Below are 14423 nucleotides of genomic sequence, written 5' to 3'. Positions count from 1 at the left end.
ATAAACCAATTTAAATAACGTCCTGAGTATGGAATCATTTATGAAAAAACGCTTAATAAGCGCTGCCGCACTGTTGGTAGTTAGTAATACTTTCTCTCCTGCCGCTTTTGCAGACGATGACTGGAAAGCTTTAACGGAAAAGGCCAAAGGCCAAACTGTCTACTTCAACGCATGGGGCGGCAGTGAAAACATCAACAGTTACATCGAATGGGCTGGTGACAAAGTTAAAGACCAGTATGGCGTCAATGTTGAACTCGTTAAAATCACAGATGCAGGCGCAGTCGTTAAGCGCATTAAAACTGAAAAAGAAGCAGGACGCACTGAAGGTGGCTCTGTTGACCTTATGTGGGTTAATGGTGAGAACTTTCGTGCACTAAAAGCGGGTGGTTTGTTACACGGCCCTTGGGCTGAATCTGTACCAAACTGGAGTTTTATTGATACCAACATGCCAGTACGTAAAGACTTCTCAGAAACAACTGATGGCTTAGAAGCTCCTTGGGGTCGCGCACAGCTAACTTTCATAGCAGATAAGAATGTAGTCGCCGAGCCACCACGCTCTGCTGTTGAACTGTTGGAGTTTGCGACTAAAAACCCTGGGCGTGTCAGCTATCCTAAGCCGCCAAACTTTCACGGGACAACATTCCTTAAGCAAGTCTTGAGCGAGTTGATCGAAGATAAAGCGGTACTTGCTGTACCTGTAGACAAAGATACCTTTGCAGTAGCTAGTCAGCCACTTTGGGACTACTTAGATAAATTACACCCGGTAGCATGGCGTAAAGGTAAAGCCTTCCCTGCTAGTAATACTGAGATGAATCAAAAGCTTGCTGATGGCGAATTAAAGCTATCACTAACGTTCAACCCGAACGAAGCGGCTAACCTAATTGTTAAAGAGCAGTTGCCACCAAGCGTGTACAGCTTTGGTTTTACTAAAGGCACAATCGGCAATATTCACTTTGTAGCAATACCGTTCAACGCGAATGCTAAAGAAGGTGCAACCGTGTTTGCTAACTTCCTTATGTCACCAGAAGCCCAGGTACGCAAAGCAGATATCACTAAATGGGGTGACCCTTCTGTGTTAGACGTGACAAAATTAAGTGTTGAGCAGCAAGCCGTATTTAAAAAGCGTGCGCCAGGCAGCTTGAATGAAGTTGTTCCGACACTACCTGAGCCAAATGCAACGTGGGTTGAAGCACTGGAAGCAGAATGGCTGACACGATACGGCAGTTAATCACTGCTATGCCAAGCTATAGTCGTTCAAACAAAGCAAGCGAGAGACCGTTTTCTCTCGCTTCTTTGTTGGCGCTTCTCGGTATTTGCTTAACGCTCGTACCCATTATTCCCGGTTTACTTTGGGTATTATGGCCTGCGCTTGATCTCGCGGTTTGGCAGTCGCTTCTGACTGATAACCAATTTACAAAAGCGACGGCAACGACGATTAGTTCAGCCGTTGGCTCGACGCTACTAGCGCTAATTGCTGCTAGTTTGGTCGCAATGAAGTTATACCCGAGTCGAAGCTGGTCTCTGGTACAACGACAATTACCCGTATTCTTAGCTTTTCCGCACATTGCCTTTGCGATTGGTATCGCGTTCTTAATTGCACCTTCGGGTTGGTTAGCACGTGGTTTAGCAAACGCTTTAGAATGGGGAAGCCCGCCTGCTTGGGTGAGTATTCGTGACCCATACGCGATTGCCCTAACACTAACCATGGCAATTAAAGAAACATGGTTTTTGCTCTGGATAATGGCGACATTGCTCGGTGAACAAGTCATCTCACGACAAATTACACTGGCAAACAGCTTAGGTTACTCACGACGACAAGTATGGCTAACCGTATTACTCCCACAGCTACTCCCTAGAATGGGTTGGCCATTAGTCGCAGTACTAGCGTACAGCTTGTCCGTAGTGGATATGGCAGTGATATTAGGGCCATCAACGCCACCTACGCTAGCGGTACTTAGCTGGGAGTGGTTAAGTGACCCAGACATGATGGCGCAAGCCAAAGGTAGCGCAGCAGCAATTTGTCTAATGCTCCTGCTGGGTATGCTAATCATGCTTGGACGCATGCTTTGGTGCGCCACTAAAATGTTATATCGAAACCCAAGTGGTATTCGTAAAGCTGGTAGAGCACACAGCACTTTTACTCTGTCAGGAATTGTTGCATTTATTCCCGGTTGGCTAGCCTTAGCAATTCTTGCTTTATGGTCTTTTGCGGGTGGTTGGTTTTTCCCAAAATTATGGCCAGCAAGCATTAGTTTAAAAAGCTGGATGGCTGCTGACTTTGAGCCAATGTTTACCGCACTTTGGATTGGCGGCTGTACCGTAATGATTGCTCTACCGCTGACGCTTGCATGGTTAGAATGGGGTTCGAGAAGACATCACGGATGGCTGTATGCCCCACTAATTTTGCCATCCTTACCCATCGCAGCCGCGCAGTATCATGTGCTGCTACAGCTCAACTTAGACAGTACTGCGGTTGGTGTGGTTTGGAGTCATTTAACGTGGACATTTCCGTACATGATTTTGGTGTTAGTAGGACCATACTACAGCTTCGATAATAGATACATGACCACCGCTAAAGCATTGGGGCATAACCATTTTTGTGCCTGTATGCAGGTCAAGTGGCCGATGCTAATACGCCCTATTTTGTCTGCGATGGCGATTGGCTTTGCGGTTAGTGTGGCACAGTATCTACCGACCTTATTTGCAGGTGGTGGACGTTTCGAAACAGTGACGACAGAAGCAGTAGCACTCAGTGCTGGCGGTAATCGCCGCGTGTTAGCTGTACAAAGCTTACTGCAAGCGGTGTTACCTCTTTGCGCATTTATGACTGCTACTTTACTCACCGCTTGGTATGCGAGAAGCCGCCGAGGGCTTAAATAATAATGAATACTCTTTCCGTTAAGAACCTTTCAATCAGTCACTTAAAGACTAAAGATGATGTTAACTCTAGGCTAGTTGGACCGCTTAATTTTGATATTAAGTCAGGTCAGATCCTAACATTGATGGGGGCATCAGGCGTTGGGAAGTCTACCGTTTTAAACTGGCTTATTGGTGCTGCACAACCGACATTTAACATCGAAGGCGAAGCCATTTTAGGTGATGTTCGTATTGATTTATTACCGACAGAAAAACGTCGCGTTGGTATCCTGTTTCAAGAAGATTTGTTATTTCCACACTTCAATGTTGGTGAAAATCTCGCTTATGCATTACCAGCCGAAGTGCGTGGTAAAAGCGCACGCAGAGCTGCCATAGAAACTATCTTAGATGAATCTGGATTAGGTGGGTTTTGTGATAGAGATCCAAGTACTTTGTCTGGTGGTCAACGAGCTCGTATTAGTCTTTTACGTACGCTGGTGGCTGAGCCTCAAGCGCTGCTAATGGATGAGCCGTTTTCAAAACTCGATACTGCACTTCGCCAACAATTTCGACAGTTCGTTTACGAGCGAGTCCAAGCACGAGAAATTCCGACATTACTCGTAACTCATGACGCAGAAGATATTCCTGACGGTGGCGAAGTTTTAGAATTATTAGGGTCGATTGAAAAACATGTTTGATAAACGTATTTTAGACAAGTCACGTAATTTACAAAATAAACTGGCGAAGAAATTACTCGCTAGAGGCGTCGGTGCAAACCAAGTAACCGTCGTAGGATTCGTCATTGGCATGCTGGCTCTGCCATTATTAGCGATAAATCAGCCTATTTCTGCATTATTTTGCATTTTATTAAACCGCCTACTCGACGGCTTAGATGGCACCCTCGCAAGACTCACAAAACCGACCGATAAAGGCGGTTTTTTGGACATCGTTTTGGACTTTTTATTCTACTCTTCGATCCCTTTAGGTTTCGCTTTTATGAATGTTGAAGAAAACGCCTTAGCAGCGGCTGTTTTGATCTACGCCTTTGTGGGGACTGGCTGTAGCTTCCTTGCGTTTGCAGTTATTGCCGCAAAACGAAAGATGGATAGTACGGATTATCCGAATAAAAGTTTCTATTATTTGGGCGGACTTACCGAAGCCAGCGAAACCATCTTTGTTTTTGCCCTAATGTGCATTTTTCCACTTTGGTTTACCTCTCTTGCTTATACGTTCGCTGTGCTTTGCATAATCACCACTGTGCTTCGGATACGCGCTGGCATGGAACTATTTTAGGATTGTTTAAACATCTTTGATCATCTACTATACCGCTCAGAACACTTCAAAAACCTAACAATTCTAATAAGATAATGCGCCTTAGCCAGCGCGATGGAGACATTTAAGACTAATGCCTTACCGTTATCTGTTGATTATCGGACTCACCCTTTTCTGGTTACTCCTGTCTGGATACTGGACCAACCCCCTCATACTCGCCCTTGGCGCAGCCTCCGTGGCTTTAGCGACTTGGATTGCGATGCGAATTGAGAGTAAATATGCATTCAAAGACAAAGGCGTTTCTATACTCCTTCGTCAGCATACATTTTGGCCGTGGTTATCACTTGAAATCGTCAAGTCTAATATTGCTGTCCTCAAGTGTATTTGGATGCCTAAGACCTACCCAATTTCGCCCATTATCCGTCAGCTCAAAATGGAGCCTGAATCGCGCATCGCTAGAACGTTATATGCAAACGCCATTACGCTAACACCGGGTACGGTGACTATCGAAGTTCGCGACACCGACATACTCATTTATGCGCTACTCGAAGATGCAATGGAAGATTTAGAGGAAGGCGAAATGGGCCGTCGAGTTCACAAGCTAGAGGGAAATAAATAATGTTTGCTGTTACGTGTTTAGCGATCTTAGTGGTTATGGGAATCGCCCTTGCGCGCGCCTTTATCGGCCCAACCGTCTACGACCGTATTTTAGCGGTGAATATGTTTGGCACGAAGACCGTACTGTTTATCGCAGTGTATGGCTTCATGACCGAACGACCAGAGTTCATGGATATCGCGTTGGTATATGCCTTAATCAACTTTGTTGGCGTTATTGCCGTACTCAAGTTTGTTGAGCGCTTTCCTCCACCTTCCGCCAGCAACGACGAGTAATCACTATGACTTTTATTATTGATGCACTTAGTTGGGTATGCCTGATGATGGGTTGCTTCTTGGGAATAAGTGGTGCTGTAGGTATCTTCAAGTTTGACGAGTTTTACAGCCGCGTTCACGCAGCCAGTGTTACTGACACCTTATGCGTCTTCTTCATTATGGCCGGGCTCGTGTTACAGTCAGGCTTTACGCTGGTGTCAGTAAAGTTGATCTTTGCAGTTGTGCTGTTATGGCTCACTAGCCCCGTTGCTAGCCACGCGTTAATTCGCTCTGCTTACCATACTGGTCTTAAACCAAAACTAAAAACTAGTCGTAAAGAGTCAGCTAAGCGAGGTCAGTCATGAGCAGTATAAATCTCCTGATCGATATCGTTTTACTCACTATGCTGGTGTTTACTACGATAGCAATCGTACGTTCACGAAGTTTGTTTGCGATTGTTATGCTTTCGGGTATTTACAGTCTTCTTTCTGCGAATATCTTCATCATCCTTGATGCGGTCGATGTAGCGTTTACCGAAGCAGCAGTGGGAGCAGGTATTTCAACTGTACTGATGCTCGCAACCATCGGTATAACGGGTTACGAACAAAAGAAGCGACGCACCATTAGTTGGATTGCACCGATGGTTGTAGTTGTGATTACGGGTGCTGTTTTGGTTTACGGCACGCTAGATATGCCCGCCTTTACTGATCCTAGTGCGCCTATTCATCAACATGTTGCACCTCGTTATATCAACGACTCACCGACTGAAGTTGGTATTCCAAACATGGTGACGTCGGTACTGGCGAGTTATCGTGGTTACGACACCATGGGTGAAGTGATTGTGGTCTTTGCCGCGATGATTGGTGTGTTTTCGCTCATTGGTATTCGTGAGAAAAAGTCTGAACCAATCCACGCTGAACCGCCTGCACGCCCTATTTTGCAGGTTATGGCGAAGTTTATGATTCCATTCATAATCTTGTTTGCACTTTACGTGCAATTTCATGGCGACTTTGGCCCCGGTGGAGGCTTCCAAGCGGGTGTTATTTTTTCTGTAGCCATCATTCTCTACACGCTAACCTTTAGCCAACAGGATGCAATGAAATTAGTACCACCGTGGGTCCTGAAACGACTGGCGTCAATAGGTGTTCTCATCTATGGCGGTACGGGAGTTGTTTCAATGCTGAAAGGCGGTAACTTCCTCGATTACAGCGTACTGGCTCATGACCCTATTCATGGACAGCATTACGGTATTTTGATCATTGAGTTTGGTGTTGGTTTAACCGTTGCCTGCGCAATGATGTTGATCTTCTTTGCCTTTATCAGCCGTGGAGATAAAAACCCATGATTTCATTAGAGCTTTATAACTATTGGGTCGTTATCTTTTTGATGATGGCAGGATTTTACACGCTAATCGTGAGTAACCACCTGATCAAAAAGATCGTTGGTTTAAACATATTCCAAACGTCAGTGTTCATGCTGTACATCTCGATGGGTAAAGTGGCCGGTGGTACTGCACCGATTGCTGCGGAAGGCATAGAAACCTACTCAAACCCATTGCCACATGTATTGATCCTGACAGCGATTGTTGTTGGTATCGCCACGACGTCACTGGCACTCGCATTAGTCATTCGCATTAAAGAGTCTTATGGCACCGTACAGGAAAATGAAATTCTTGAACTTGATCACATTTCTGACACAGGGCCGCAAGCATGATCTCTGAACACATACCTGCTCTCCAGGTCGTCGTTCCGCTACTCGCAGCACCGATTTGTTTCATGATTTTAAACAACCGCATGGCGTGGTTGTTTGCAACATTAGTCAGCTGGTTAAGTTTTGCCATGGCGATTATGTTGGTGATGGAAGTTAAAGACGGCACTGTTTTGCGTTACGAATTTGGCGGCTGGGCTCCACCTTGGGGTATTGAGTACAGCGTTGATATTCTCAATGCTTATGTACTGCTTATCGTCAGTGGTATTGCGGCTGTAGTATTTCCGTACAGCTGGAAAAGCATTCAGAAAGAAATTCCTGAAAGCCACTACCGCATCTACTTTACTGCGATGTTGTTATGCCTAGCGGGTTTGTTAGGAATGACGATCACAGGTGATGCGTTTAACCTATTCGTATTACTAGAAATCTCATCGTTATCAAGTTACACGCTTATCAGTTTAGGTCGTGACCGTCGTGCATTGACTGCATCATTCCAGTACCTAATCATGGGAACGATTGGAGCAACCTTTATCCTTATCGGTATAGGTTTACTGTATGCGCTAACGGGTACGTTGAATATGGCCGACTTAGCCGTACGTATTCCACCACTGGAAGGCTCACGAACTCTGGAAGCTGCATTCGCATTCCTGATCGTTGGTTTTGGTTTGAAACTAGCAATGTTCCCGCTGCATCTTTGGCTCCCGAATGCTTATGCGTTTGCACCATCGGCGGTATCAGCATTCATTGGTTCTACAGCGACTAAAGTGGCGATTTATGCGCTGCTACGTTTCTTGTTCACCATATTCGGTACTAAGTTTAGTTTCGACTATATGCAAGTCCACTGGTTACTGATGCCATTAGCTGTTGTTTCAATCATGTTTGCCTCAATCGTTGCGGTGTTCCAAGATGGTATCAAACGACTGCTGGCTTACTCGTCAGTGGCTCAGATTGGTTATATGCTGCTGGGTATTTCGTTAGTCAATGTGACTGGATTAACCGGTACGTTATTACACCTATTCAACCATGCCTTAATGAAAGGTGGACTGTTCCTAACCTTAGGCGCAGTGGCTTATCAAATTGGTAATACGCGCGTTAAGAGTGTTGCAGGTTTAGGTCAGGCTATGCCCTTTACCATGGGTGCGTTTGTGGTCGGTGCCTTGAGTTTGATCGGTGTTCCACTAACGGTTGGATTCATCTCTAAGTGGTATTTGATACTGGCAACGTTAGAGAAAGGCTATTGGCCGTTAACGGTATTGATCCTTATATCTTCACTAATCGCAGTGGTTTACACATGGCGCATTATTGAAACGGCTTACTTCCAAGATAGACCTGCAGATGCTCCACCTGTTAGTGAGGCACCTTTGAGCTTACTTATTCCTGCATGGACTCTGATTGCCGCTAACTTATACTTTGGTATCAACTCTAGTTTAAGTACTGAGCTAGCTAGCAGCGCTGCAACCATGTTATTTGGAGGAAACCTATAATGGGACTGATGCCAGATGATCTAATCTTACTTGCACTGTGCATACCGTTATTTACTGCTGCAGCTATTGGTCTTGCCTCACCTTGGCCAAACATCCGTGAAGGTGTGACGTTAGTGGGCTCGGTACTGTTATTTATAACGGTAGTGGCCTTAGTACCGCATATCCTTGCAGGTGAGCGCCCTATTTTAGCGCTTGCAGAAATATTACCCGGTCTAGAAATTAGCATGACTGTTGAGCCGCTGGGTATGTTGTTTGCACTGGTTGCTGCAACGCTTTGGCCAATTAATTCGCTGTACTCGATTGGTTACATGCGTACTAATAACGAGCGCAAGCAAACGCGTTTCTACATATTTTTTGCACTTGCGCTGTCTTCAGTCATGGGGATCGCATTTGCGGGTAACTTGTTAACGTTATTTGTGTTCTACGAAGTACTAACGCTATCTACCTACCCACTAGTAACTCATGCAGGTCACCAGAAGGCGCGTGACGCAGGTCGTGTATACCTTGGCATACTCATCAGTACGTCTATTGGTTTATTGCTGCCAGCTGTCATCTGGGTGTGGTATGTCGCGGGTACAACTGACTTTACCGCTGGTGGTATTTTGGCGGGTCATATTAGTGGCCCACTACTGACATTACTGGCTGCGCTGTTTATCTTCGGTATTGGTAAGGCGGCTGTTATGCCGACTCACCGTTGGTTGCCGGCAGCAATGGTCGCTCCGACACCTGTGAGTGCATTGCTTCATGCGGTAGCGGTTGTTAAAGCGGGTGTATTTAGTGTTGTTAAAGTCGTTGCTTACATCTTTGGATTAGAGTTACTTCAAACCGCTCCGGGGATTGAGTGGTTGCTGTATGTAGCTTGCTTTACCGTTGTTGTTGCCTCGACTATCGCGCTACAGCAAGACAACCTTAAAAAGCGATTGGCTTACTCGACGATTAGTCAGTTATCTTACGTAGTGATGGGGGCGTTGATTCTTGCGCCATTATCATTAGTCGGTGCTGCACTGCATATTGCGGTACACGCATTTGGTAAGATCACGTTATTCTTTGCTGCTGGATCTATTTATACCGCTAGCCACAAGACAAACATTAGTCAATTAGACGGTATCGGTCGACGTATGCCGTGGACAATGGGTGCCTTTGCAGTAGGTGCTATCTCAATGATTGCGCTACCACCTGCGGCAGGTTTCTTATCTAAGTGGTATTTACTGATGGGCGCTAGCCAGCAAGAGCAGTATATCGCGATGGGCGTGATTATCTTATCAACGCTGCTTAATGCCGCTTACTTTGTACCTATTATTTACTCAGCGTTCCTTAAGCCAGAAAACCCTGAGCATTTTGTTGAGCACAAAGAGTCTCCACTACCGATGGTTGTTGCACTAACGGTGACAGCTACCGCGACCATCTTGCTATTCTTATTCCCTGGCCTTGCTTTAGAGCTTGCCAAAGCCGTTGGAGTACCTGTGTCATGAGCCAAAAACCAAACGACAAAAAACATTGGTTATATCGTGAGGAGAACCGCCGCACGTTATGGCTAATCCAAATCGGTATTCTGTTTGTTGCGATATTGCCTGAGTTCTTTATGCATCATCACGCATATTTTGAAGCTCAAGGTATCAACTTAGATGCTAAACCGGGTTTCTACCCTTGGTATGGTTTCGCAACCTGTGCAGCGATGGTAATTGGAGCCAAGCTACTTGGCTTAGTGCTTAAACGTAAGGATGATTATTACGATGATGAGTAGTCTGGTACTCCCTCCGGGGCTTATTCTGATATTAGGTGGTTTATTACTGCCTTGGTTAGCACCGCGATTTCGTGCAGCAGTGGCCATTGGTTTTCCACTACTGACACTTATCATGGTGTGGATGGTAACGCCTGAGCACAGCATGACGCTGTCGTTCCTTGAGTATGAATTAGATATTTTGCACCTATCTTCTGAAGGCCGAGTGTTTGCGACAGTCTTCGCGATGATGGCGGGTATCGGTGCATTGTATGCACTGAAGCACGCTCGTACTTTAGAGCTTAGCGCAGCATTTGTTTATGCAGGTTCCGCTGTTGGTGTCACTTTCTGTGGCGATTTGATCAGTTTATTCGTATTCTGGGAAATCATGGCTATCGGTTCGACGTTAGTGCTTTGGGCAAACAGTCCTGCTAACAAACGAGCGTATGGCGCAAGTATGCGTTACCTACTTGTTCATTTACTGGGTGGTGTGGTTCTGATGATCGGAATCGCGGCACATGTTGCAGCGACCGGCAGTATCGAATTCACCGCAATGAAAGCGGACAGCTTTGGCACTATCCTGATTTTGATTGGCTTCCTGATCAATGCAGGTGCGCCACCATTCTCAGCATGGATAGCAGATGCTTATCCAGAGGCCAGCCCAAGTGGTACGGTGTTCTTATCGGCATTTACCACTAAGACAGCTGTATTCGCGCTGTTGATGGGTTTCCCTGGCGAAACTATCCTTATCTATGTTGGTTTGTACATGGTGTTCTACGGCATCATCTACGCGCTACTAGAGAACGATATGCGTCGTATATTGGCTTATAGTATCGTTAACCAAGTCGGCTTTATGGTGGTGGCTATCGGTATTGGTAGTGAGCTTGCGCTAAACGGCGCGACGGCACATGCCTTCGCTCACATCATCTATAAAGGTTTACTGCTGATGTCAGCGGGTAGCGTGCTACTCATGACCGGCAAACGTAAATGTACTGACCTTGGTGGACTGTTCCAGTCTATGCCTGTGACCGCCGTTAACGGCATCATTGGTGCATTGGCTATCTCAGCGGTGCCACTCACCTCAGGCTTCGTTACAAAGTCACTTGAGACGAGCGCGGCTGCTGAAGCGGGAATGCCTTGGGTGTGGTTTATGTTGGTCGCTGCGTCTGCGGGTGTATTCCTTCATGCAGGTATCAAGTTCCCATGGTTTGTATTCTTCCAGAAAGACTCTGGACTACGCCCACCTGATCCACCGTGGAATATGCGTTTAGCAATGACCATCATGTCAGCGCTTTGTATTTTGATTGGTGTTGTTCCTTCAATCATTTACGGCATCTTACCTTACGCGTTGGACTACGAGCCATATACGGTTGATCACGTTGTGACGCAAATGCAGCTATTGTTGTTTGCAGGTTTTGCCTTCTTCGCAATGTTAGCGCTGATGAAGCGTACACTGACCATCAGCCTTGATTTTGACTGGTTCTACCGCAAGCTTATGTTCGGCTTTATTGTCTGGATTAAAGAGCACAGCCCTAAGTTCATCGGCCCTGCAATATTAGGCATAAAAGCTTTCGGTCAGCGACGTTTTGATCACTTGGAAGAAGTTCACGGGCCACAAGGTATTTTGGCAAGAACTTGGCCTAGTGCTAGTATGGTACTTTGGGTGGCGGTATTACTTGCTGCGGCAATGATCCTTCACTTTTTTACGGTATAAACATTTAAAGAGACGATATTCGCTCTTAAAAACGACTAGGTAATAACAATGAATTTATTGATTATTGGTGTACTGCTTTGGAGCTGTGTACATCTTTACCCAAGCATTTTTTCTGCACGACGCGATGCAATTAGCGAGCGAATGGGTAAGTCTTATAAAGGCATTTACGCAGTGTGTATCGTCTTTAGTATTGTGTTAATCGTTATTGGTTGGAAGCACACTATTCCTGAGCAAGTTTACGTCAACCCTTCTTGGGGTCGTCATTTAAACATGCTGACTATGTTCTTTGCGATTATGCTACTTGGGGCGGGAAGCTCTAAAGGTATCTCTCGTATTAAGCAATACATCCGTCATCCAATGTTGATGGGTATTGTCGTTTGGTCTGTGGGTCACTTACTGGCTAATGGCGATATTCGTTCACTAATCTTGTTTGGTGGCATGTTGGTTTGGGCGATCGTTTCAATGATCACGATAAACCGTCGTGACGGTGCTTGGGTAAAACCTACTGAAATAGCAGGTGTAAAACGTGAAGGTATCTTGCTAGTCATCACGATTGTAGTGTATCTAGTACTATTTATGACGCATCGCTTCTTTGCTGGCATGCCTCTCGTATAAACACCTCAAAAGATATTTAAAAGAGTAAATGTAAAGATGGATGATCAACAGTTTCAAACCTATATCGACAAGTGTTTTGTCGACTTAGAAGATAAGCAAGAGTACCTAGAAGAGTCGTTTGGCTTTAGTGCGTTCGAAGAGTACAAGTTCGATTTTGATAAAGAAGAGCTTTACTTTATCAACGGTGGTGAGACTAAGAAAACAGCGACCATCGTGCCTATTGGTAGCTTTAACGATAAGACAAACGCTTGGGTATGGGCTTGGGCAAATGATGCATTTCCTGCAGACCTTAAAACAAAGGCTGAGCGTTTTAAAGAGTTGGAAGAGATTACTGGCTCTAACTTGTTCACCCATATTTCTGCTGAGATTGACGAGTCTATGAGCTGGGAGATTGCTGGAATGGCACTTAACCTACTTCGTGGTGATGGTGTTTACTGTAATGCTACAGAAGAAGATACGCGGTATTTTTATGTCGTGAGTAATCTTAAAAAGAGCTACTACAAGTAAGCGCTTAAAGCACTAGCATCAAAGTACATGCTCGCTAGAACTAAAAAAGCCCCAGCACTGTTAAGTGCCGAGGCTTTTTTTGTATGGAAGTTTCAATCAGAAAATTAATCTTTCTGAGTGCTTCCTAGCAGTAGACGGTAAGCCAAAGCACCAATGATCGCACCAGCGATCGGAGCAGCCCAGAATACCCACAGTTGAGACATTGCAACTGTATCCATCGATAACAGCGCAGGACCCGTACTACGTGCAGGGTTAACTGAGGTATTTGATACAGGGATAGATATCAAGTGAATTAGCGTTAAGCATAAACCAATTGCGATTGGCGCAAAACCTGCAGGAGCACGGCCTTTAATCGTACCGCCACCAGTCGTTGTATCACCCGTATCGGTAGCACCCATGATAACCATCAAGAAACCAGCCGTCATCACAACTTCCATAGCAATAACTGCCATCATGTTGTAACCACCTGGTGACGCTTCACCGAAACCGTTAGACGCCAAATTACCGACCGCTGCGGCCCCATCTGGCCCGTTGGTTAAAATGAACATCAAAACAGCAGATGCGGCACATGCACCAGCAACTTGAGAGATAATGTAAGGGATTAGTTCTGCAAAACCAAAACGTCCGCCAAACCATAAACCGATAGAGATAGCAGGGTTAAAATGTCCACCAGAGATATGACCAACCGCGTAAGCCATAGTCAAAACTGTTAGACCAAATGCTAATGAAACACCTAGAAGGCCAATACCAACTTCAGGGAAAGCAGCGGCTAACTTAGCACTACCAACACCCCCTAGAACCAACCAAAAGGTACCGAAGAACTCAGCAAAAAGTCTATTATGTAAATGCATAATTTAAAATTCCGTTTATTTGTTTTTAGTAATATAATCGGCGGCCAATTGTCAAATTAGTTGTTTTCGGCCACTTAAAAATGAGTATCTTTGGTCGTAAAAATAGTTCATCTTATTATTATATATAAAAATCTATACGGAATATAAAGACGTATTATAAAATAAGTCAATAAATTATAGTTAATTTTAACACCATATTTGACTTGTTGTTATTGGTTTCTAATGTGACGATCTTTATACTTAATTATGCTAATCAATAATAGATATTGTTTATGGACTTAAATAATAAAGTATCAATAAATTAAATCATGCAGCTCAATATTTTCTTACCCATTAGCTCATGTTTCACTAGTGCTGCTATATGAATAAAAACACATAAAGCCAGTAATTCCGTCGCATATTTATGGATCGTTTTAAACACGGTAATAACAGTTTGATTGTTAAATACCTGATCAAACGTCACCACATTGAATATTGAAATCGGCTTATCCATCATTAACACCCCTGTTACCAGCACCACCCCTACTACGACATAAAGCATCAGGTGCATCACACCAGATATCTTCTTTTCGAAGGTGGATATTTGGTCGGATGAAGCCGGTGATCTACTCTTTATGCGATGGAATACGCGATAACAAAAGAAAGGGATAAATAATGCTGTAAGCGAGACATTAAAGCCTGCGATAAGCTGTTTAACCTGTGTTTCAATATTTGGGAGTAACGTATAAAAACCAGAAATAGTGGCCCATAGGATTACTAGTGCCGAGGCCCAATGCAGGACTCGAGCGGTTAAATCGTATTTCATATTGTTATCTTATTTTGATTAA

17 protein-coding genes are annotated in these 14423 nt (G+C 44.8%); 15 read left to right on the top strand and 2 right to left on the bottom strand.

All coding sequences use genetic code 11. The features are described from left to right. The first annotated feature begins 40 nt into the window (after window positions 1–40). The 15 genes from DKT75_RS18610 (at window position 41) to DKT75_RS18540 (ending at window position 12745) form a co-directional block, all read left to right on the top strand. A complete protein-coding gene (locus DKT75_RS18610; RefSeq protein ID WP_211665494.1) occupies window positions 41–1228 on the top strand; it encodes an ABC transporter substrate-binding protein in 1188 nt (395 codons plus the stop codon). After that, a complete protein-coding gene (locus DKT75_RS18605) occupies window positions 1204–2880 on the top strand; it encodes an ABC transporter permease (protein ID WP_109825618.1) in 1677 nt (558 codons plus the stop codon). Before DKT75_RS18610 ends, DKT75_RS18605 begins: the two co-directional genes overlap by 25 nt. A gap of 2 nt (window positions 2881–2882) precedes the next feature. Beyond that, window positions 2883–3554 carry an ATP-binding cassette domain-containing protein gene (locus DKT75_RS18600; protein WP_109825616.1) on the top strand — a complete coding sequence of 224 codons (672 nt, stop codon included), beginning with the start codon at window positions 2883–2885 and terminating at the stop codon, window positions 3552–3554. Continuing rightward, window positions 3547–4149 (top strand): CDP-alcohol phosphatidyltransferase family protein, encoded by a 603-nt coding sequence (locus DKT75_RS18595; RefSeq protein WP_109825614.1) that lies wholly within the window; start codon window positions 3547–3549, stop codon window positions 4147–4149. The genes DKT75_RS18600 and DKT75_RS18595 overlap by 8 nt, the downstream gene beginning before the upstream one ends. Window positions 4150–4261: 112 nt before the next feature. Then, a complete protein-coding gene (locus DKT75_RS18590) occupies window positions 4262–4747 on the top strand; it encodes a Na+/H+ antiporter subunit E (protein ID WP_109825612.1) in 486 nt (161 codons plus the stop codon). Then, complete coding sequence (locus tag DKT75_RS18585) at window positions 4747–5019, top strand: MrpF/PhaF family protein (RefSeq protein WP_109825610.1); 273 nt, start codon at window positions 4747–4749, stop codon at window positions 5017–5019. The genes DKT75_RS18590 and DKT75_RS18585 overlap by 1 nt, the downstream gene beginning before the upstream one ends. Window positions 5020–5024: 5 nt before the next feature. Beyond that, complete coding sequence (gene mnhG, locus DKT75_RS18580) at window positions 5025–5363, top strand: monovalent cation/H(+) antiporter subunit G (protein WP_109825606.1); 339 nt, start codon at window positions 5025–5027, stop codon at window positions 5361–5363. Next, complete coding sequence (locus tag DKT75_RS18575) at window positions 5360–6343, top strand: DUF4040 domain-containing protein (RefSeq protein ID WP_109825604.1); 984 nt, start codon at window positions 5360–5362, stop codon at window positions 6341–6343. The genes mnhG and DKT75_RS18575 overlap by 4 nt, the downstream gene beginning before the upstream one ends. After that, window positions 6340–6711, top strand: a complete 372-nt coding sequence (locus DKT75_RS18570; RefSeq protein ID WP_109825602.1) for a cation:proton antiporter subunit C — start codon at window positions 6340–6342, stop codon at window positions 6709–6711. Before DKT75_RS18575 ends, DKT75_RS18570 begins: the two co-directional genes overlap by 4 nt. Next, complete coding sequence (locus tag DKT75_RS18565) at window positions 6708–8189, top strand: monovalent cation/H+ antiporter subunit D family protein (protein WP_170310685.1); 1482 nt, start codon at window positions 6708–6710, stop codon at window positions 8187–8189. Before DKT75_RS18570 ends, DKT75_RS18565 begins: the two co-directional genes overlap by 4 nt. Then, window positions 8189–9661, top strand: coding sequence for a monovalent cation/H+ antiporter subunit D family protein (locus tag DKT75_RS18560; protein WP_245923263.1), 1473 nt, complete (start codon window positions 8189–8191; stop codon window positions 9659–9661). The genes DKT75_RS18565 and DKT75_RS18560 overlap by 1 nt, the downstream gene beginning before the upstream one ends. Beyond that, a complete protein-coding gene (locus tag DKT75_RS18555; protein ID WP_109825600.1) occupies window positions 9658–9933 on the top strand; it encodes a hypothetical protein in 276 nt (91 codons plus the stop codon). Before DKT75_RS18560 ends, DKT75_RS18555 begins: the two co-directional genes overlap by 4 nt. Further along, on the top strand, window positions 9923–11623 hold the full coding sequence (locus DKT75_RS18550; RefSeq protein ID WP_211665493.1) for a Na(+)/H(+) antiporter subunit D: 1701 nt from the start codon (window positions 9923–9925) through the stop codon (window positions 11621–11623). The genes DKT75_RS18555 and DKT75_RS18550 overlap by 11 nt, the downstream gene beginning before the upstream one ends. 48 nt (window positions 11624–11671) lie before the next feature. Continuing rightward, a complete protein-coding gene (locus tag DKT75_RS18545; protein WP_109825598.1) occupies window positions 11672–12238 on the top strand; it encodes an NnrU family protein in 567 nt (188 codons plus the stop codon). 36 nt (window positions 12239–12274) lie between these two features. Beyond that, on the top strand, window positions 12275–12745 hold the full coding sequence (locus DKT75_RS18540; RefSeq protein ID WP_109825596.1) for a DUF6882 domain-containing protein: 471 nt from the start codon (window positions 12275–12277) through the stop codon (window positions 12743–12745). Between the two features lie 104 nt (window positions 12746–12849). Here the strand turns inward: DKT75_RS18540 and aqpZ are convergent, their stop codons facing one another. Both aqpZ and DKT75_RS18530 read right to left on the bottom strand, forming a co-directional pair. After that, window positions 12850–13596: an aquaporin Z gene (gene aqpZ, locus DKT75_RS18535; RefSeq protein WP_109825594.1), complete on the bottom strand. Its 747-nt coding sequence runs from the start codon at window positions 13594–13596 to the stop codon at window positions 12850–12852. Window positions 13597–13897: 301 nt separating this feature from the next. After that, window positions 13898–14401: a cytochrome b gene (locus DKT75_RS18530; RefSeq protein WP_109825592.1), complete on the bottom strand. Its 504-nt coding sequence runs from the start codon at window positions 14399–14401 to the stop codon at window positions 13898–13900. Window positions 14402–14423: the final 22 nt, after the last annotated feature.

The sequence above is a fragment of the Leucothrix arctica genome (genome assembly GCF_003172895.1).
Lineage (GTDB): Bacteria > Pseudomonadota > Gammaproteobacteria > Thiotrichales > Thiotrichaceae > Leucothrix > Leucothrix arctica.
Note: the sequence above shows the minus strand (reverse complement) of the source record. Positions and strands in the feature narration are given on the sequence as shown.